Source organism: Candidatus Paceibacterota bacterium (genome assembly GCA_041660505.1).
Lineage (GTDB): Bacteria > Patescibacteriota > Minisyncoccia > Phycocordibacterales > JACRKE01 > JBAZWG01.
On sequence record JBAZWG010000001.1, the window covers coordinates 163,821 to 183,879 of the forward strand.

At 49.0% G+C, this 20,059-nt stretch carries 20 protein-coding genes and 5 tRNA genes; 9 read left to right on the forward strand and 16 right to left on the reverse strand.

The features are described from left to right. Positions 1–6 precede the first annotated feature (6 nt). The 7 genes from WC764_00955 to WC764_00985 form a co-directional block, all read right to left on the reverse strand. On the reverse strand, positions 7–1,332 hold the full coding sequence (locus tag WC764_00955; protein MFA6006283.1) for a DEAD/DEAH box helicase: 1,326 nt from the start codon (positions 1,330–1,332) through the stop codon (positions 7–9). Between the two features lie 68 nt (positions 1,333–1,400). Beyond that, positions 1,401–3,632 carry a hypothetical protein gene (locus tag WC764_00960; protein ID MFA6006284.1) on the reverse strand — a complete coding sequence of 744 codons (2,232 nt, stop codon included), beginning with the start codon at positions 3,630–3,632 and terminating at the stop codon, positions 1,401–1,403. A gap of 9 nt (positions 3,633–3,641) precedes the next feature. Next, entirely contained in the window at positions 3,642–3,911 is a 270-nt protein-coding gene (locus WC764_00965; GenBank protein ID MFA6006285.1) for a hypothetical protein, read from the reverse strand. Continuing rightward, entirely contained in the window at positions 3,908–4,834 is a 927-nt protein-coding gene (locus tag WC764_00970) for an NAD-dependent epimerase/dehydratase family protein (protein MFA6006286.1), read from the reverse strand. Before WC764_00970 ends, WC764_00965 begins: the two co-directional genes overlap by 4 nt. A gap of 432 nt (positions 4,835–5,266) precedes the next feature. Beyond that, positions 5,267–5,620 carry a type II toxin-antitoxin system PemK/MazF family toxin gene (locus tag WC764_00975; GenBank protein MFA6006287.1) on the reverse strand — a complete coding sequence of 118 codons (354 nt, stop codon included), beginning with the start codon at positions 5,618–5,620 and terminating at the stop codon, positions 5,267–5,269. Next, entirely contained in the window at positions 5,614–5,856 is a 243-nt protein-coding gene (locus WC764_00980; protein MFA6006288.1) for a hypothetical protein, read from the reverse strand. Before WC764_00980 ends, WC764_00975 begins: the two co-directional genes overlap by 7 nt. Before the next feature lie 40 nt (positions 5,857–5,896). Next, positions 5,897–5,983: transfer RNA gene (locus tag WC764_00985), tRNA-Ser, on the reverse strand. A 77-nt stretch (positions 5,984–6,060) separates the two neighbouring features. Here WC764_00985 and WC764_00990 point away from each other — a divergent pair. Next, positions 6,061–6,132: transfer RNA gene (locus WC764_00990), tRNA-Glu, on the forward strand. A gap of 3 nt (positions 6,133–6,135) precedes the next feature. Continuing rightward, positions 6,136–7,812 (forward strand): lipid II flippase MurJ, encoded by a 1,677-nt coding sequence (locus WC764_00995; protein MFA6006289.1) that lies wholly within the window; start codon positions 6,136–6,138, stop codon positions 7,810–7,812. 58 nt (positions 7,813–7,870) lie between these two features. On the opposite strand, the gene WC764_01000 is transcribed toward WC764_00995, so the two are convergent. Further along, positions 7,871–8,449, reverse strand: a complete 579-nt coding sequence (locus tag WC764_01000) for a hypothetical protein (protein MFA6006290.1) — start codon at positions 8,447–8,449, stop codon at positions 7,871–7,873. Positions 8,450–8,539: 90 nt separating this feature from the next. On the opposite strand from WC764_01000, the gene tsaD reads away from it, so the two are divergent. The 5 genes from tsaD (at position 8,540) to WC764_01025 (ending at position 13,350) form a co-directional block, all read left to right on the forward strand. Then, complete coding sequence (tsaD, locus tag WC764_01005) at positions 8,540–9,799, forward strand: tRNA (adenosine(37)-N6)-threonylcarbamoyltransferase complex transferase subunit TsaD (protein MFA6006291.1); 1,260 nt, start codon at positions 8,540–8,542, stop codon at positions 9,797–9,799. A 22-nt stretch (positions 9,800–9,821) separates the two neighbouring features. Beyond that, the gene (locus tag WC764_01010; protein ID MFA6006292.1) at positions 9,822–12,047 is read left to right on the forward strand and encodes a valine--tRNA ligase; all 2,226 of its coding nucleotides are present in this window, start codon (positions 9,822–9,824) and stop codon (positions 12,045–12,047) included. Next, positions 12,029–12,763, forward strand: a complete 735-nt coding sequence (locus tag WC764_01015; GenBank protein ID MFA6006293.1) for a PrsW family glutamic-type intramembrane protease — start codon at positions 12,029–12,031, stop codon at positions 12,761–12,763. Before WC764_01010 ends, WC764_01015 begins: the two co-directional genes overlap by 19 nt. Positions 12,764–12,778: 15 nt before the next feature. After that, the gene (locus WC764_01020; protein ID MFA6006294.1) at positions 12,779–13,234 is read left to right on the forward strand and encodes an Hsp20/alpha crystallin family protein; all 456 of its coding nucleotides are present in this window, start codon (positions 12,779–12,781) and stop codon (positions 13,232–13,234) included. A 43-nt stretch (positions 13,235–13,277) separates the two neighbouring features. Then, positions 13,278–13,350, forward strand: a tRNA-Phe gene (locus WC764_01025). 16 nt (positions 13,351–13,366) lie between these two features. On the opposite strand, the gene WC764_01030 is transcribed toward WC764_01025, so the two are convergent. Beyond that, positions 13,367–13,621 (reverse strand): hypothetical protein, encoded by a 255-nt coding sequence (locus WC764_01030; GenBank protein MFA6006295.1) that lies wholly within the window; start codon positions 13,619–13,621, stop codon positions 13,367–13,369. Between the two features lie 106 nt (positions 13,622–13,727). On the opposite strand from WC764_01030, the gene WC764_01035 reads away from it, so the two are divergent. Together WC764_01035 and WC764_01040 are read left to right on the forward strand one after the other, a co-directional pair. After that, positions 13,728–15,272 (forward strand): ice-binding family protein, encoded by a 1,545-nt coding sequence (locus WC764_01035; GenBank protein MFA6006296.1) that lies wholly within the window; start codon positions 13,728–13,730, stop codon positions 15,270–15,272. A gap of 3 nt (positions 15,273–15,275) precedes the next feature. Then, positions 15,276–15,878 (forward strand): class F sortase, encoded by a 603-nt coding sequence (locus tag WC764_01040; protein ID MFA6006297.1) that lies wholly within the window; start codon positions 15,276–15,278, stop codon positions 15,876–15,878. On the opposite strand, the gene WC764_01045 is transcribed toward WC764_01040, so the two are convergent. The 7 genes from WC764_01045 to lepA all read right to left on the reverse strand — a co-directional run bounded on the left by WC764_01045 (position 15,879) and on the right by lepA (position 20,005). Then, positions 15,879–15,950: transfer RNA gene (locus tag WC764_01045), tRNA-Arg, on the reverse strand. Beyond that, positions 15,937–16,233 carry an RNHCP domain-containing protein gene (locus WC764_01050; protein ID MFA6006298.1) on the reverse strand — a complete coding sequence of 99 codons (297 nt, stop codon included), beginning with the start codon at positions 16,231–16,233 and terminating at the stop codon, positions 15,937–15,939. The genes WC764_01045 and WC764_01050 overlap by 14 nt, the downstream gene beginning before the upstream one ends. Positions 16,234–16,245: 12 nt before the next feature. Beyond that, positions 16,246–17,061 carry a glutamate racemase gene (murI, locus tag WC764_01055; GenBank protein MFA6006299.1) on the reverse strand — a complete coding sequence of 272 codons (816 nt, stop codon included), beginning with the start codon at positions 17,059–17,061 and terminating at the stop codon, positions 16,246–16,248. 94 nt (positions 17,062–17,155) lie between these two features. Beyond that, positions 17,156–17,226: transfer RNA gene (locus WC764_01060), tRNA-Gly, on the reverse strand. 4 nt (positions 17,227–17,230) lie between these two features. Beyond that, on the reverse strand, positions 17,231–17,488 hold the full coding sequence (locus tag WC764_01065) for a GIY-YIG nuclease family protein (protein MFA6006300.1): 258 nt from the start codon (positions 17,486–17,488) through the stop codon (positions 17,231–17,233). A gap of 61 nt (positions 17,489–17,549) precedes the next feature. After that, positions 17,550–17,930: a hypothetical protein gene (locus tag WC764_01070; protein MFA6006301.1), complete on the reverse strand. Its 381-nt coding sequence runs from the start codon at positions 17,928–17,930 to the stop codon at positions 17,550–17,552. Between the two features lie 227 nt (positions 17,931–18,157). Then, positions 18,158–20,005, reverse strand: a complete 1,848-nt coding sequence (gene lepA / locus WC764_01075) for a translation elongation factor 4 (GenBank protein ID MFA6006302.1) — start codon at positions 20,003–20,005, stop codon at positions 18,158–18,160. Between the last annotated feature and the right edge of the window lie 54 nt (positions 20,006–20,059).

The following is a 20,059-nucleotide window of genomic DNA, read 5'->3' on the forward strand; positions in this document are numbered from 1 at the left end:
ACTTTTTTATTTACGTCTCCAAGAGGGCTTAAAGCCGCCATGCCCGCCACCACGTCCGCCATGTCCGCCAAATTTTTGTGATTCATAAGGGCGTTCTTTGATAGTGCTCTGGCGTGCCGGCGGGAGATCTTGCGGCTTGGATTTCTCCGGCAGGCGCTTCTTGGTCAAACGTTCGATGGTCTGTATGTCACGGCGCTCATGATGCTCGGCGAATGAGATTGCCTTGCCCTCTTTACCCGCGCGGCCGGTACGGCCGATGCGATGGACGTAATCCTCGGCCGAGTCCGGTAGGTCATAATTAATAACAAGGCCGATGTCGGAGACATCGATACCGCGCGCAGCAATGTCTGTCGCCACCAAGACGCGATATTTACCTTTCTTAAATCCGAGCAAGGCCTCTGTGCGCTGTGAGAGAGATTTATTGGAATGAATATCCGTCGCCGTATGACCCATGTCTTGGATATGTTTGGCGAGTCTCTTGGCACCGTGCTTGGTGCGTGAGAAAACGAGTATCGTGCCCGGGTTGTCGGCAATGAGCTTCTCGAGCAAGCGCGATTTCTCTTCTTTCGTAACGAAATAAATTTCTTCAGAAATTTTTGCAACAGTCGTGCCCGATGTGGCAACCTGTACCGTTTGCGGTGCGTGCAGATAGGCCTTCGCCATTTGAGCAATCTTGTCCGGCATCGTGGCCGAGAAAAGAAGCGTCTGATGTACCTTCGGGATCATCGCGATGACGGTGCGAATCTGCGGCTCGAATCCCATATCAAGCATTCTGTCGGCTTCATCGAGAATTAATATCGAGACTTGGGATAGGTCAATCGTCTTCTGGCGAATGTGGTCATTGATACGGCCGGGGGTAGCGACTATCACGTGCGGATTCTCGCGGAGCTTGCGCATCTGGGCACCCATGTTGGCACCGCCGACGAGCATGGCGGTTTTAATTCCTAAATCTTTTCCGATAGCAACAAGCTTCTCGTCCACCTGGGCGGCGAGCTCGCGCGTGGGCAAGAGCACTAGGCCAGTGCCCTTGGTCAAGGCTAGGCGCTGGAGCATCGGCAGACCGAAGGCGAGCGTTTTGCCTGTGCCGGTCTGGGCGATACCGATGATGTCCTTGCCAGTTAACACAACCGGTATGGCCTGCGCCTGGATAGGTGTCGGGTTGGTAATATTGAGCTTAGCTAGAGTATTGGTGAATACCGGAGCGAGGCCGAGGTCGGTGAAGGTTACTGAACCAACCGTAGAAGGTTCAACCTTTTGGACCTGCCCGACAGTGCCAGTCATTGGCAGGCGGGTGCCTAAGGTTGAACCTTGGGAAGTGGTGTTTTGTGGCACAAATTAGCAGTTAGAATAAGCCTATATTATATAGTAAGAGTTGCCGATTGTCAATCAGAATTTTGAACCTATTCTTTACACTTGTTGCAGATGTCGCGGACGTTCTCCGGTACATAATCGCAAGATGGTGCCATTTTGAAGCCTGCGCAGACTTGGTCGTTCGGTACGAAGCCTGCCGGAGGTGTGCCTCCTGATGATTCGCTACTCTGGGAAGATGATTCTCCTTGTCCAGAGATGCCCATACTCTCCGGCACCCCCTCTGGAATATATCCCTTCGGGATGCCGCCTTTCGGAATACCGGCCGGGATACTCCCCGCTTCAGGGATTCCTGCCGGGCGGAAGTTCTTCATACAAGCGGCGATGTCGCCTTGGACGTCCTCTGGGCCTTTGACCTCGCCTTTCTGTGCGCGCTCGGCGATATTACTTAAGCGATCTTTAAGACATGCCTGAATTTCCGGTGGGGCTTGCTTCAACTGCTCATCCATCATCTTCTGCATTACTGCGCCGATATTACCGACACAACTCTGGATTGCTGCGCCTGCCTCGGGGCCGATTTCTACATCTTCGCCCGCCTCGATTTTGGCCACCTTATCTTTACCCAATTTATGTTCGATACAAGTGCGAATTTCCTCCGGCATCTGCTTTAATCCATCGCGCATTTTCTTTAAGCCTTCTGTCTTCATTTTGCCGAAGCAGTTCTTAATCTTATCGCCCGCGTCCGGTGATGGCGGAGCATCGCCCTTAAGCATCCCTTCGAGCCCACCCTCACCCATCGCTTGCTCGACACATTGCTTGGTCGCCGAGTCTGCTTGATCCATGGCGCCCTTGAGCTTACTCATCATCTGCGGGAGATACTTGGCAAAGCAGGCTTTGATCTTGCCGCCAGCCTCCGGCCCCGGCATATATGTACCGCCTTCTACACTTGAGATGATGTTCGGGTCAACTTCTGACTTCAAACAATCCACCACTTCTTGCGGTGCTTGTTGTAAGCCGGCGCGGAGCTGGCTCATGCCGTCCTTAATCTCCTTCAGTTTATCTGCGGGAATGAGGTCATGCTCTTTAGCAAATTCGAAGCAGGCGGTCTGATTCTTTGCGTCATTACAATAGGCATCACATGACGCCTTCGACGTACAGCCACCGGGGCCCTTGCCCCCTGTCTTGCGCACGAGATCAGCCTCTTCTTTACTGATGAAGCCGGCCTTCTCGCCGAAAGCCACGCATTCCATTACATTGTTATTATCGGCGCAGTATTTCTCGCACTGGTCTTTCGTCGTGCATTTGCCGGGCGACTGGCCGCTCTCGATAAGCGGGAGAACTTTGCGCGCCATCTCCGACTCTTCTTTACTTACAAAGCCGGCCTTCTCTGCGAAGTCGAGACATTCACCGCCGTGGCCTGATGCAGTGCAATAAGTGTTGCAAGACTTCTGATCAGTACAGCCACCGGGCAATTTCGCACCGGCCTTCAAAGCTTGGGCGACTTGCTTGCCCTGCTTGAGCACGTCGGCACTAATGAAGTTATGCTTCTCGGCGAAGGTGAGGCACGAATCGATATTTTTTATATCAGAACAATATGTCGTACACGATGCTTGGTCTTTGCACGAGCCGGGGCCGTCGCCCTTCAATACATCGGCGAACTCTTTCGCCTTGGCGGCGTCCTCTTTGGAAATTAAACCTGTTTTAGCGCCGAAGTCAGCACAAGCTCCGTAATTCTCTTGTTTATCGCAATAAGTTTTACATTCCTTGTCACTCGCGCAGTTGCCGAGAGCGACTATGGGATAAGTGCTGATGACTTTCACGACGATAGGTTTGCCTACCGTGTTGCCGTTGTTCACGAGCTTAAGATCCATCGTTGCCGCACTGCCGACTATCGATGCGATGTTCCATTTGTAGATGTAAGCCTGACCCGGGTCTGTCGTAACTTGATAACCGCCACCAGCACTTGAGTTGTTCGCTGATAGGTCTGCGCTGTAAAACAGCATCCAAGCTTTGCCGGAGAGATATGGGAAGTTTCTGCCGTCTTTATAAGTGAAGCTTGCACCTTTGTTCATGAGCGCGGACGTTACCACTTTACCGTTCACGTAAACCTCTAATGGATAGTTGGCGCCAGCAGGCTTATTGTAGTCGATACGGCCGAGCAAGCTCAAGACGCTCGTTGCCGGCACTGTCCCGGACCATGAGTCATTGGCCGCAATGCGGATCTCGTCAGGGATGGTAACCGCCTGTGCGGTTTGCACCGTTCCTAACATAATGAGCAACATTGGCACGATGCCGGTAAATCGCAAAAGTTTTTTTATTGTCATATTCATAAATTATTTGCCGAATGGATTAGTGTAAGCCTGCGTGTATGGGTTGACTGCCGGCTCCGAGAAAGGATTAGTGTTCGGCATTTGCTCTACTGCACTACTGCCGGAACCAACCTTGTCATATAATGTCGCACCCAAAGCGCCTCCTTCTGCAGAGGTTACGTCGGAGGCTTGCCCGCCATACGGCTCTGTCGAGGATGCGTTACGAGACACGAAGTACCATCCTGCGGCGACAATAATCGCAAGCACGACGATATAAGTAATATATTTTTTCATAGGGCCAGTATACTCTTGTCTAGCATCTCTTTCAACCCTTGTTCCATCGTGTGCGAAGGCTTCCAGCCCAGCTCCTTTTGCGCGAGCGTGGTGTCGAGCATAATGTCACGCACTTCACCTTTTACCGCCTCTATGTGCTTGGCTTCGCCTTTGAACTTTAGAAGATTCTTGAGAATAGTAAAAACTTGATTCACGCTCACTTGAGAGCCGTTCGCAAGATGGAAGAGTTTATGCGCCGGATTTTTCTCCATCGCGTTCACGATAAATTCCGCGATGTCGAGCACGTAAATAAAGTCGCGCGTCTGCTCACCGTCGCCGAAGATGGTCGGCGACTCACCCTTCATCATCGCCTCAATGAATATCGCCGTGACCCTGCGGAACTTGGGGTCGTCCCCCGGCCCATAAACATTACCGAAGCAGAAGATCAAATAATCTAAGCCGTAGAGCTCGTGATACATCCAGACATAATGCTCCGCCGTATGCTTAGAGATACCGTAGGGCGACATCGGCTTGATAGGATGTTTCTCGTCTACGGGCAAATATTCCGGCTCGCCGACTCTAGCCCCGCCGGTCGAAGTATAAATAACTCTCTTAACCCCGCTCTTCTTGCAAGCTTCGAGCACATTTATGGTGCCGATAATATTCTGCAGAGCATCAAAGACCGGCTCCTCCAGGGACCGGCGCAACATCACCTGCGCCGCCGTGTGAATAACGATGTCTGGCTTCTCTATATTGAATATATCCTGAATATCTTTCGTAATATCGCGCTCGTAAAACTTCACACCGGCCGGCAACTTTTCTCGCTTCCCCGTACTCAAGTTATCCAGCACCACAACGTCATACCCCGCTTTTTGTAAAACGATAACGATATGCGACCCAATGAACCCTGCCCCGCCGGTAACCAAAACTTTTTTGTATTTCATATGATGGGTATAACCAACGCGATAAGCAAAAAAGTTAGATTGTCCGGGGTCTCGCCTCGAAGGTCAACGTTTCATTTTAACGAAAGTATAATAAATAACTGAAGCAAGAATAGTCCAGTAAAAAATTAGATAGATACCAATAAATGGAGGCGGCGGGTCATCTCGCAAAAAGTCGGTAGAAAGCAACAAGGGTCCTATTAAAACAATTTTGATAGGCGATATAATTGTAGATACGGTATTTTTCCAAGCTATTGGTGACGCCGTTCCAAGGAAAGAGTCCGGGTGCTTGGGGAAGCCTCGGGGGCCTGTTGACCCCAAAAGCGTGGTAGTGATAAACATAAAAGCGAACCCAAAAATGATGAAAAGAATAACGAATTTTTTTCTTGAAATATTCATGTATGCTTGTCCGAGGTCTCGCCTCGGACATTAGTTTTATAAATACTCGTCGTTCAGATCAAGAAAGTTTGTGACTTTTTCTGAAATGTCTTTATAATATTTCGGTTCAAGCGTGCCTAGAGTTTTACTGATTCTTCGACGATCGATCATGCGCAGTTGAGAAATTTCTAGGCGAGAATCGCTTTTCAAACCGTTTTCTTTGCTTGCAATAATCCAGACGGCAGAGGGAACATCTTTGGGTGTGTTGGTAAGGGGCACGACAATAACGGTCTCTATTTTAGACTGGTTAACCTTATTGTTCTGGAGTATCAATGCCGGACGGACACCGCGCTTTTCTGCGCCGCGTGCGGGGTCGAAGTTAACAACAACAATATCGTATTTCTTTACCATTCCAAGTTCACGGGATTATTTGCGATCGAAAACCACATATCCATTTCTTCTTTGTCCTCCGCCATGCGGTTATATGACTCCGTAATCGCGCGACCTTTCGCCTCGCGTTCTAGTTTCTTTATAGAATCTTCGATGACTTCACGACGGGTAACTTCGCGTTCTTTAGCCATCTTATCGACGAACATAAGCAACTGCGAATTGATATTAGTAGTGATACGTGTTTGATGCTTTATCATATGCATCATGATATGCCTGTCAGTATGTATTGTCAAGCTACGGAGAGAGTGGGATTTGAACCCACGATACGGTTGCCCGTATGCCGGTTTTCGAAACCGGTGCCTTCAACCACTCAGCCATCTCTCCAAAACCTTTATACTCTAGCAATTTTTTGCCATTTTGACAAAAATGCGTTATTATAGCGGGACAATTTTAGTGCGTAAGGCCCTATCGTCTAACGGTTAGGACAGAAGCTTTTCAAGCTTTAAACCAGGGTTCGACTCCCTGTAGGGTCACAGATGCCAACGCGGATACTAAGTTATTTACATAAAGAATTCACCGGCTTGCATGAAGCGGCTTTTCTCTTGGGCGCTTCGGCTTTTCTCTCGCAAGTGCTCGCTTTATTTCGCGATCGTTTACTCGCCTCCACTTTCGGCTCGGGGAGCGCTCTGGATATTTATTATGCCGCTTTCAAGATTCCTGATTTTATTTACGCTTCTATCGCCTCTGTCGTTTCTGTCACCGTACTCATCCCATTCATAATAGAACGCTTGGCAGATGGCCGAGATGCGGAAGCTAAGAAATTTTTAAACACTGTCTTCACGGCATTTTCTGTGGTGATGGTCGGCGTCTGTGGATTGAGCTGGATATTCATTCCCGCACTCGCACCTATCGTCGTTCCTGGCTTCTCTCCTGCACAGCAGGCGGAGTTCATCACTCTCTCGCGCATTCTCCTGCTCTCGCCATTCCTACTTGGCCTCTCCGCCCTGCTCGGCAGTGCGACGCAGGCATTCAGAAAGTTTTTTGTCTTCGCTATCACGCCCATCGTCTACAACATAGGGATAATTATTGGCATCGTCTTCTTTTATCCCACATTCGGTTTGCCAGGCCTCGCCTATGGCGTCGCGCTCGGCGCTTTTCTGCACTTGAGCATTCAGCTACCAGTACTTTACAAGCTGGACTTCTTCCCAAAATTCACTTCATCTCTTGATTTCAAAACTTTGCGCGAAGTCATAATGATATCCCTCCCCCGCACAGTTGCGCTCGCGACGGATAAAATTTCGCTTGCCGTCCTTGCCGCCCTTGGTTCTCTTATGGCCACCGGCACTATCACTATATTTAATCTCGCCCTAAACTTGCAATCAGTCCCACTTGCGGTCGTTGGCGTTAGCTACTCCATTGCCGCCTTCCCCGCGCTGGCACAGATATTCAGCAAGGGCGATATGGCGGAATTCAGAAGCAAGGTAGAGACGGCGATAAGACACATCGTCTTTTGGTCCGTCCCGGCAACGGTACTCTTCATCGTCTTGCGCGCCCAAATCATCCGCGTAATTTATGGTGCCGGCAGATTCGATTGGAGCGATACGAGGCTTACCGCCGCGGCCTTGGCGATATTCGCTGTTTCTGTCGTTGCCCAGAGCTTGATATTGCTCTTCGTCCGTGCATATTATGCGGGAGGCAAGACCATGAGACCGCTTATGGTGAACGCCGGTACTTCGATACTCACTATAATTTTCGCTTTCGTATTTATAAAGTGGTTCGAAGTTTCAGAAATGTTCAGACAAATTATCGGCATCACCGTCAGAGTTTCTGACGTGTCCGATACTGTCATGCTCACGCTCCCGCTTGCCTACTCTCTTGGATATATTGTGAATGCGATACTGCTTTGGATCTACTTCGTCAAAGACTTCGGTAATTTTTCCTCGCCTGTTATCAAGTCTTGTATGCAAGTGCTGGGGGCATCTCTTGCCGGCGGATTCGTGACGTATCTCGCCCTCAATGCCTCGCAAGGATTCCTTTCTTTGCACACAACATTCGGCGTCTTCAGCCAAGGGTTCGTCTCCGGCATTATCGGTATCTTGGTCATCATCGCCATCTTGCGCGCAATAAAAAATAAAGAACTCAATGTCGTCGCCGACACACTTCATCACAAATTCTGGAAGGAAAAGGTTGTGGTCGCCGAACAAAATTTGTAAAGCAAACTTCCTCCCCGTGAATTTCAGGGAGGAAGTTTTTGCTCCTTTCTGCGCCTAGTCATAGCAACCTAAGCGCAATAGACACGAACACTGGGATGAACAGGTTATCATCCTGCCACCACGGTTCGTGCTTGCCGATGATCTCGCCGATTGCGGCAACGAAGCCGATGACGGTAGAGAGCGGCAAGACGCATCCGCTTGCCGATGCAGCGAATGCCCCGGCAATCCAGGCACCTAAGAAGCCCTCGCATGTCTTCTTGCCGGCACCCGGGAACGGCGTGAGGCCGTAGTGGATACCAACGAGCCTGGCCGCCGGATCAACGCACGCGACGCAGATAACACAGAGCCAGAATGTCCCAGCCGGGGCGATCCACCAGGCCAGCACAAGCCCGGTGACCATCGCCGGTGCGGCCGTTGGCCTACCATCCCTCTCGTCATCGCGGATAATCCCGTTCATGACGGCGAGGAAAGCGTTGCGTACATACTCCACACGCGTGCGTAAAAACTCGACTCCCACGACAATCATCCAGAGCAGATACATACCGTACTCCGGTGAGACGCGCAATGCCAGTCCGACAGCGAACGGTGTCGATAAGACATGCCAGATTGCCCGCCACCCCTCATAATTCCTGTTCAAGAGCAATCACCTCCGGCAACACCCTACCACTCTTCAATATATAGTCAACTCTCTATTATATGTGTATACTGAATAATCATTAAGATTTATATGATTATTTTAGCTATCGAAACATCTTGCGATGATACTGCGATAAGCGTGGTTGAGGCCACGGGCGGTATTGACGCGCCTGATTTTAAAATACTTTGCTCTTTGGTATCATCGCAAACTGCCTTGCACGCCGAGTGGGGCGGGGTCGTGCCGATGCTTGCCAAACGGGAGCATGAACGAAACCTGCCTCTTTTGTTAATTAGGGCTCTTGAAGAATTTGGACATGAGATGTCCAAGAATCAGACATCTCATGTCTTAGACCCCGAACTCAAAGCAGAAATAGAGAAGATTCTTGTACGAGAGCCTGATTTACTTAAGTCGGTTTTCGATTCTGTTGTTCAAATTCAGAGGCCGAAGATAGATGCTATCGCCGTGACTTATGGCCCAGGGCTGGAACCCGCGCTCTGGAGCGGGATAAATTTTGCAAAAGTGCTTGGCTTACTCTGGGACGTGCCGGTCATCCCGACAAATCATATGGAGGGACATGTCGTTTCCGCCTTACTGGGCGGAAACGAATTTTCAAGTTCCAATTTTCAATTTCCAACATTGGCACTGCTTGTCTCTGGGGGCCACACAGAACTCGCGCAAATTAACAACTGGACCGATTATAAAATCCTGGCACAGACGCGCGATGATGCAGCGGGTGAGGCATTTGATAAAGTCGCGCGTATTTTAGGATTACCCTACCCCGGCGGCCCGGAGATTGCCAAACTTGCGTTACAAGGTGTCGCCGATGATGAGGTGAAGCTCCCCCGACCGATGATACATTCGAAAGATTTAGATTTTTCTTTTTCCGGCCTTAAGACTGCAGTGCTGTATTTAGTGCAAAAGATTAACCCCTCCCCGACCCTCCCCGAAGGAGAGGGAGAAAACACAGAAACTTCTGGTTTGAGTTCCCCCTCTCCTTCGGGGAGGGGGCAAGGGGGTGGGGCTGAATTATCTTTGCAAAAAAAAGCGAATATCGCGCGCGAGTTTCAGAATTCTGTCGCAGAGGTACTCGTGCATAAAGTTGATAAGGCACTTGGCGCCCAGGGCGCCAAGTCATTCATCATGGGTGGCGGGGTGACAGCCAACGCGCACATCAGATCGGAGATTACGAAAATGCTCGAGTCTAAGTATCCTGACATGAGAATTTTCATCCCCGATAAAAAATATACGACCGACAACGCAGCAATGATAGCCGGTGCCGCCTACTTCCGGATCATCACAAAAACCGTGCCGAAACTGGAAAAAGCTGAAGGCAATTTGAAGTGGGAGTAGCCTTCTGATACTATAGGAAGATATGGATATAAACGACAAATTGCTCAAGCCTTACGACCCCAAAGAGACCGAGGGACGGATTTATAAAAAATGGGAAGATTCTGGATTTTTTAATCCGGATGTTTGCGTGAAAAAAGGCGTAACCAAGCCCGATGCCGAAGTATTCAATATAGTTCTCCCCCCGCCGAACGTAACCGGTATATTACACATGGGTAGTGCACTCATGCTCGTTATCGAGGATATTCTTATCCGCCAAGCACGTATGGCAGGCAAGCGGACGCTTTGGCTCCCCGGCACAGACTCGGCAGCCATCGCCACGCAGTCAAAAGTCGAGAAAGATATTCAGAAGAAAGAAGGAAAAAGTCGTTATGACCTTGGACGTGAGGAACTTCTAAAAAGAATTGATGTCTTCGTAGAAGAAAGTAAAACAACAATTCTGGCACAGATGCGCGCAGCAGGAGCGTCGCTCGATTGGAGTCGGTATGCCTACACAATGGACGAGAAGCGCTACAACGCGGTGATGGAGGCGTTCGTACGCATGTACAACGCCGGACTTATTTATCGCGGTAATAGAATCGTGATCTGGGACCCAAAGGGTCAAACAACTATTTCCGACGACGAGATAGTGTACAAAGAAGAAAAAACTAAATTTTACTATTTGAAGTACGGGCCATTTACAATCGGTACCACCCGCCCAGAAACAAAGTTCGGCGATAAGTATGTCGTAATGCATCCGGATGACAAGCGATATAAAGAATATGAAGACGGACAAAAAATAGACCTTGAGTGGATTAACGGCCCGATTACCGCGACCATTGTTAAAGACGACAAGATGGACATGGAATTCGGCAGCGGTGTCATGACGATTACCCCGGCGCACTCTGTCGTAGACTTCGAGATGGCCGAGCGGCACAAGCTTGATTACGAGCAGATTATTGATCTTAAGGGTATTCTTTTGCCTGTTGCCGGAGAATTCGCCGGTCAACATATAAAGAAAGCGCGTGAGGCAATTATTGAGAAGCTGCAAAAGAAGGGTCTTGTTGAAAAGATCGATGAAAATTATGTTCATAATATTGCCACCGCCGAACGCACAGACGGTATCGTTGAGCCGCAAATAATGTTGCAGTGGTTCATTGATGTTGATAAAAAGTTCAAAATTCCCTATTCAGAAATCCCTGGTATCGCGACAGGCACAGAAACAACACTCAAAGAAATTATGCGCCGTGCGGTGGACTCCGGCGATGTAAAGATAACACCGAATAACTTCGAAAATGTTTACTATAACTGGATAAATAATCTGCGCCCGTGGTGCATTAGCCGGCAAATTTGGTTCGGCCACAGAATACCCGTATGGTATAAAGGAAGCGAAATCTATTGCGACAAAGAAGCACCAAAAGAATCTGGCCCCTCCTCGTCGGCGGGCAAGTGGGAACAAGATCCGGATGTTTTAGACACATGGTTTTCTTCGGCACTTTGGACATTCTCAACACTTGGCTGGCCGGATAATACTGTTGATTTGAAAATGTATCACCCGACGTCAGTATTAGAAACGGGTTACGACATTATTTTCTTCTGGGTTGCGCGCATGATACTCGCGAGCGGATTCTTGCTCGGCCAAGTACCGTTTAAGAACGTTTATTTACACGGCTTGGTGCGCGACGGGCAGGGGCGCAAAATATCGAAGTCTCTTGGCAATAACATCGACCCAATGGAGATGGCGGCCAAGTACGGCATGGACGCGGTGCGCATGTCGCTTATTGTCGGCACAAGCATGGGTGCCGACAGCAGAATATCGGAAGATAAAATAAAAGCTTATAAACACTTTTCCAATAAGCTCTGGAATATCACGAGATTCGTTACCAGTTCCCAAAAAGACGATGATGAGAGAGTGGCGCCGAAGGCCAGTACTCGCGATACAGAAATTCTTGCAGAATTTAACAAACTTATTGCTGAAATCACGGCCTGTATGGACCGCGGGCAATTCCATCTTGCGGCCGAAACTCTCTATGCTTACGTCTGGCACACGTTCGCCGATAAAATTATCGAAGAGTCTAAAGAAATCTTGGCGGGTGATGCCACAGCAGATGCCGGCGTACGCGAAAGCCGACGGCAATTACTCATGCACATACTCGAAACGTCGCTCAAACTTCTCCACCCGTTTATGCCCTTTGTGACAGAAGAACTCTGGGGTATAATTGAACCGAATGAGCAGATGCTCATGGTTCAAAAATGGCCGACTCAACGCTAAACATTTTTCTCATTTCACTTCTTGCCGGCATCTTGCCACCTCTTTTGTGGCTTTTACTCTTTTGGCTTCGTGAAGACAAGGCCCAGCCCGAGCCAAAGAAGACAATCGCGCTTGTCTTCGTACTCGGAATGCTCTCCATCTTCCCCGCCGAGGTGCTGGCCCAGTTCGTGGCAGACCACCTGCCGGCGGGAACGTTCATTCTTATTGCCACGCAAGCATTCGTAGAAGAATTAGTTAAATTCTTTGCCGCTTTCATGGGCGCAATGTGGCACAACAAAGCCTTCGACGAGCCCATTGATGCCATGGTATATCTCATCACCGCGGCCATCGGATTCTCGGCACTCGAAAATGCGCTCTTTATGTTCAGCACGGTCAAAGCCGGCGGGATTCTCGTAGGGATTGCATCCAACGCAATGCGCTTCATTGGCGCAACAATGTTGCACACGCTTTCTTCTGCGACGCTCGGTGCATTCATCGGCTTCGCATTCTATAGAAGCAAATTTATAAAAGATAAACGCCTCGTCTTCGGACTTATCCTCGCCACGATGTTGCATACGCTCTACAATGAGCTTATACTAATGAATGTAAATAATTCCGGTTCGCATTATTTGGCGGTCTTCGGCATGATGTGGGTCGGTATTATCGTCATTCTGTTTTTCTTCGAGAAGATAAAAAGTATTTTTGTAAACAAAAAAGAGATTAACTTGATTAACTAATTTAATAATCAACAGATGACACACAAAAACAAGCGATCATTCTTTGAGAGGCTAACCGGCGCCAAGAAAAATGATTGGGACGATGTAGACAATCGTCCTCTGACCGAAACGGGCACTTCTGCCGGCGCAGATGATGAGACCGAGGGCCAGCTTGCCGTGGATGTGCATCAAGACGAGAGCGAGATAATAGTTCGCGCCTTTATTGCCGGGGTAAAGCCCGAGAATCTGGATATTGTCATCACTCGCGAGATGGTTACCGTGAAGGGCAAGCGCGAACGTCCGGAAGAGATCAGCAATAAAGATTATTTCATTCAGGAGCTCTATTGGGGCTCATTCGCGCGTACTATTATGCTTCCTCAAGAAATAGATGCTGACGGCGCAGAGGCGGTGGAGCGCCACGGCCTCCTCACCATCCGCCTGCCCAAGCTAGATAAACACAAGACCAAGAGCGTCCGAGTGAAAAGTATTTAGCTCTGGAAAGTTGATATAAGAAATGATATACTAGCACCCAATTGCTGGGATAGCTCAGTTGGTAGAGCGCTACTCTGAAGAAGTAGATGTCCCCAGTTCGAACCTGGGTCCCAGCACAAATATCCACGATAATTATCGCCCGAATTGGCCGAGATTGCCTAGCTGGCCGATTTGGCTTTGGACTTGCGAATAAAGCTTGATCGCCTGATTGAGATAAGGCTGGACATAGTAATACCCCGCCGCGAGACCGCCGAGTATAAGGACCCAGTACATGATTCTGAACACCATTGACCAACGATTAGACCGGCGCATGGCGTGAAGAATCTTATTATTATCCCGCGCAAGCTCGGCTGTCTCTTGAAGCAATTTTTTTTCTTCTGGTGTCATATTGGTAGTATAGCAAAGTATTAGGAAAAAGTTATCCACGCCTGTTTTTAGTCTCTAGATGCATCCAAGGTGTATACTTATAGTACAGAATTAATTAACAAAACGTATGAAGTTTAAAAAGAGTTCACTAATAATTGCGGGAGTATTTTCTTTAGCAGTTGGTGGTATGGGTGTAAGTGTTGTGCTTGCTGCAACGACCATTAATCTTGGTAGCGCTAATACATACGCGGTGCTTGGTGGTTCGGCTATTACCAATACGGGCGCCAGTGTTATTAACGGCGACCTGGGTTTGAGCCCGGGTTCTGCGGTCACAGGCATCCCACCGGCGACGTTGAACGGCACGCAACATATAGGTGACGCAGGAGCAGTCCAAGCAGAATCAGATCTGACGACGGCGTACAATGCCGCAGCAGGACAATCAACGCTTTCCACTATCTCCACAGAGCTCGGTGGCTCGACAAAAACCGCCGGTGTCTATGATTCTGCGGCGGGGACCTTTGGTATCACCGGCACGTTGACCCTCGATGCGCAGGGTGACCCCAATGCTGTCTTTATATTCAAAACAGCTTCAACGCTAATAACTGCCGGTGCCAGCAACGTGGTGCTCGCTAACGGCGCCCAGGCCTGTAATGTCTTTTGGCAAGTGGGCAGTTCAGCGACGCTCGGGACAAACTCGACATTCAAAGGCAATATCCTTGCCTTGCAATCTGCGACGTTGACGACCGGGGCGAATGTCGAAGGTCGCGTGCTCGCACGGAACGGAGCCGTCACTCTGGACTCGAACATGATAACCAAAGCAACTTGTGCGGTTGTGCCACCTGCGGTAGTAATACCACCACCTGCCTCTACCCCTGTAGTTGTTGCTCCATTGATGCCGCCGCTTATCAGCGTTAAAAAAGTCCCCTCGCTGGTTGCAACATTACCCGCTGGTGGCGGGACTGTTGCCTTCGATTATGCAGTCTCGAATGTCGGCACAGTCGCCATGAGCAACATCACGATCAACGACGATAAGTGTTCCCCTGTAACGTTCATTTCGGGCGATACGAACGGAGATTTAAAATTGGACGTAACAGAAACATGGAACTATCGTTGTACCCAGAACATCACGCAGACCACGACCAACAGCGTCGTCGTGACCGGCCAAGCGAACGGCTTCACCGCCACCGACAGTGCGAATGCGATCGTCAACGTTGGCGTTGCAACACAGGCGCCTTTAATCCATCTTATAAAAACGCCTAATCTATTTGTACTGCCAAGGAGTGGGCCGGTGACATACACCTATACGGTAACTAACCCCGGCACAGTTCCTCTAAATAATGTAAGTGTGGTTGATGATAAGTGTAGCCCGGTCTCCGGCTATACTGGTGACGTTAATAACGACAATTTGCTTGATCTGTCGGAAACCTGGGCATATTCCTGCCAGATGAATTTAACGTCCAACACAGTAAACACCGCGACGGCAGAAGGTAGCGCCAGTGGTCTCACCGCGATCGATTACGCACTTGCAACAGTCCTCGTCACTCCCCCTACGTTGCCAAAATCAGGATTTGGACCAGACTATACCACCGCTTCAGAAAGCTTATTCATTACGGCCGGAGTTTTTGCGACAATACTAACCCTCTTTGCAATTCGAAAGAAGCAAGTTATTTGATTCATGCTACGATGGAAGCTTTTTAGAGCGGGGATGCTGGGAATCGCCGGTGTCTTTATAACTATTCTCTGCGTAGATATAAGTCTAATCGTACAAACCACCGACGCTAAGATGGTTGCGTCGGTCAGTGTTCTGCCTGCAATACCCGCAGAACAGCCAGATACCGGGATTCCAGTTCGTCTACAGATTCCTGCGATACATATTGATGCGCCTATTATAAGTGTAGGATTAAGTTCCGATGGAACAATGGAGATGCCGAAGGGTCCCACTGATGCAGCATGGTTTGATATTGGTCCGCGTCCGGGAGAGAAAGGCAGCGCAGTAATCTCGGGGCATTATGGGTGGAAGGACGGCGTAGCCGCCTTATTTGACAATTTACACATGCTTAAGAAGGGGGATGTCATATACGTCGAAAACGAACAAGGGGTGACTAACAATTTTATCGTCCGCGAACTCCGAACCTACGGCGAAAATGATGATTCTTCAGACGTGTTCGGTTCAAATGATACAAAGGCTCATCTGAATCTCATAACCTGCGAAGGAACATGGAACAAGGCGAAGAAAAGTTATTCCGACCGTCTAATCGTCTTTACCGACAAAAAATAGTGCCCCCGGGTGGAATTGAACCATCAACTACCCCTTAGGACGGGGCTGTTATATCCGTTTAACTACGGGGGCTCGCAAGCCCTACTATAGCATCTCTCGAGTCTTCGGGCGAGACTTTGTTCGGACGTTCATGAGCACACTTTTTGCAGCGTAATACGATACGTTCTTCGCCTACGAGATTCTCGTACCCTATCGGTTCCATCATACCGCCGCAATCTGATGCGCGATCGCCCGGGTCTATGTCTACATGCTTGCTCCAGAGACATTTGGAGCAGTGATTAGTATAACCGTTCCCTTTTACTTCGTATCCGCAATGCTCGCAAATAAAGTCTTCTTTGTTTTTTATGAATGTCATAGCGTCATGATTTTATTTGAGTTCTACTTTTTCTGCAAGAATTTTCTTACCGAAGAATCTACTGCCGAGTCTTGTGAATTTTTCAGTCAGATCGGTTGAGTAGAATTTACATCCTCCATCTCTAGCCAGCTTGCTCTCAATTTCCGGATGCTGTGCAAAGTACTCTTTGAGTTTCTTTGGTATAATACTCGCCTCAGATATAATTTGCACTTTTCTGCCCATGATATTTTTAATCTGCTTCTCTAATATACCATAATGCGTACAGCCGAGTATTAGCGTATCTATATTTTTCGTTTTAAGGGGATTGAGATATTTTTCCAGAATCTGCTTTGTAAAAATTGCGCGATCCTCTCCGGACTCGACGATTGGCACCAGAAGCGGACAGGCCTGTTGAAAAACTTTTACTTCTTTATCAAGTTTAGTAAGTTCGCGCACAAATGCGCCCGATTTAACAGTCCCCTCTGTGGCGATAACGCCTATTCTTTTATTTCTTGTTTGTTGCATCGCTTCTTCTGCTGCCGGGATGAGCACGCCCAGCACTCGTTTGCTCGGATACTTCTCTGGCAGATATTCTTGCTGTATCTTACGCAGAGCATCACTGGATGCCGTATTGCAGGCAAGAATAATAAGCTCGCAATTGTTTAATAAAAGAAAATCAACCGCTTGTCGCGTGAATTCATAAACAACATCCGTAGAACGGGTGCCATAAGGCGTCCGCGCCGTATCGCCGAGATATATATAATTATACTCGGGCAGAGCTTTAACAATCCCCCGTAATATATTGATCCCACCGAAGCCGGAATCAAACACGCCTATATTCTTTTTCATATGGTGCGAGCGGCGGGAATCGGACCCGCGCCCGATGCTTGTCGCCTCTCTGGCGACCCGCCGTTGAGGCGGGGGAAGCTCGACGGCTTCACTGTGCGGGCACCGGGAATCGAACCCGGGTCTCAACCTTGGGAAGGTCGCATTCTACCACTAAACCATGCCCGCATATTTATTTTTCAACACTAAACTTCAACCGACTCTTTATTGCCTCTCTGCCAAAACCCGTCTTATAAAACTTCTCCGCGGCAAGTGCGTCGCGTTTGTCTAAATAAGCTTCATAATATACCAGTTTGAACGGCTTGTTAATTGAGGAGTATCGACCGCCAAACCCTGCGTTGTGTCTTTTGACTCTTTCTTTCAAATCACTGGTGCTGCCAATATATCTGCTATTGTTCTTCAGACTTTTTAGGAAATAGACGTAGTACATTATTTTGTTCTGCCACCCGCCTCTTCGGCGGGCCGCCGGGGAGGCGGCTAAACTACGCTCGCTAGAATCCAAAAAAACTCGTTACATTCTGCCAGAAAGAAGACTTTTGCTCAAGTTTTTCTGGCGTCGCTGTTGCCGCTGTTTTTACAATGACTACCGCCTCTTCGCCGGGCTTAACGACAGAAAACTTGCGGCGAAGTTCAAGGTCGACACCTTCGCTCGTGCTCAAACGTGCCACGTCGGCCGAGAGAGACTTCTCGCGTGCGAGAATATCATTATACTCCTGTCGCGCCTGCGCCTCATTGGAGGCGGTGTAGCGCTCTTTACCATATAATTGGATATCAGACTTGAGAATAAGTAAGTTAAGCACGACAAGCGCCCCGATTGTCACCTTAGAATATAGAATCCTTTTAATCTGTCGTTTGGCTTGAAAGTCCCGCATAAGAACAGTATACTATATATATGTTCCTAAAGACAAAACGACACAAAAAAATTTTCAGCGTATTCGTCGCGATAATCTGTATTCTTACCGTCTTCAGTATGGTCGCTTTGTATTCTCTCCCGTTTTTGCGCTAGGTGTGGTACAGAAAAGTCCTTGAGGAAATGGTCTGGCCGAGTGAAGCGAGGAGATCCGAGGACCTTTCCGAGAGGAGCTTTTCTGTACCACATCTACTTCATCACCTTCAAGAAGACGTCGTGCGGGATGTTTACCACTCCCATCGCTTTCATCTTCTTCTTGCCTTTCTTCTGCTTTTCGCGGAGTTTCATTTTGCGCGTGATGTCGCCGCCGTACAGGTAGTCTGTGACATCCTTCTTCATACCCGACAAATGGCGTGACGACAAGATGCGCCCGCCGGCCTTGGCCTGGATCTTGAAGTCGAACATCTGTCGTGGGATGACATTCTTAATCTTCTCAACAATCTCTTCGGCCTCCTTTTGCAGACGTGCCCGAGAGACAATACGTGAGAACGCGGGCACAACTTCATCGGCAATAAGCACCTCAACCTTGATAACGTCAGCCTCGCGCATATCGGCGAAGGTATAAGCTATGGACGCATAACCGGAAGTGACGCTTTTAATCTCGTCGAAGAAGTTGCGCATTAGCTCGCGCAAAGGTATCTGAATAGATAATGCCGTACGATGATCGCCGAATATTTCTGTATTCACAACCGTCGCCTCATGTTCATGGAAGAGCTGGACGAGCGAGCCCATATATTCCGGCGGGGTTATAATCTGCGCATCCACCCAGCGCTCATACACCTTCTCAATCTGCGACTCTTCGGGGAAGGCCGTTGCGGAATAGACCTTTTCTCTTGTTCCGTTAGTTCGCTGGATTTCGTAACTAATAGTCGGTGAAGTGATTATGAGTTCCAGATTAAATTCACGTCTTAATCTTTCTGAAATAATTTCGAGATGCAACATGCCGAGAAATCCGCAACGAAATCCCCTGCCGACAGCCCCTGCCGCTTCTTCTTCGAAGGAGAGTGCGGAGTCTTGCAAGCGCAATCGCTCAAGCGCTTGGCGGAGCGTCATGAAGTCGTCTTGATTCTCCGGATAGACCGATGCCCAGACTACAGGCCGCGGCTCGCTATAGCCCGGCAGGGGCGCAAGTGGTCGTGAGGCTGTGGTAATAGTATCGCCGACGCGCGCGGCGCCGGTCTTCTTGATGCCGGTCACCAAATATCCGATCTCACCGGGCGATAGCATTTCGCACGGTTTCTTTTGCGGAGAAAAGATCCCGAGCTCCAGCACGGTAAATTGGTCTTTACCGGCAATGAATGCAAGCGCGTCCTTTTTGTGGATCATGCCGTCTATGACACGAACGTACACTATGAGTCCGGCATGAATATCGTATTCGAAGTCGAAGACTAGCGAACGGCTGGAATTGAGCGGGAAAGGTCTCTCCTCAGCTTCAGGCAGAGGTGGGTCCTTGCCCACGTCCGACTGCGGAGCAGGAACACGCTCAATAACCGCGTCCAAAATTTCTAAAACGCCGGCGCCGGTCTTGCCAGAAGCGGCCAAAATATCTTTCTCTTCGCAATGCAAAAGTTCGATAATCTCCGCCTTTACTTCCTCAACTTGCGCAACAGCAAGATCTATCTTGTTAATAACAGGAATTATCTTTACCCCCAATGCCTGCGCGGTGCGAAGTGTCGTTAAGGTCTGGGCCTGCACACCTTGCGTCGCATCTACAAGGAGTATCGCGCCTTCAACGGCCTGCAGTGCTCGCGAAACCTCGTAAGAGAAGTCGATATGCCCGGGCGTGTCAATGAGGTTGAGTTCATAGGAGTTAGAAGTTGGGAGATCTCCTAACTTCTGTTTGTACTGCATCCGCACCGGTTGCATCTTGATGGTAATCCCCCGTTCCCTTTCCAGATCCATCATATCGAGTACCTGCTCTTTCATCTTGCGCTTCTCGATGGTCCCTGTGAGCTCCAACATGCGGTCCGCCAAGGTTGACTTACCGTGGTCAATGTGAGCGATTATTGAGAAGTTGCGTATATGCGCAGTATCCATCGCACCAGAATACTCTAAATAAGGCCAAAATACAATTTCTAGAAGGCCTCGCCT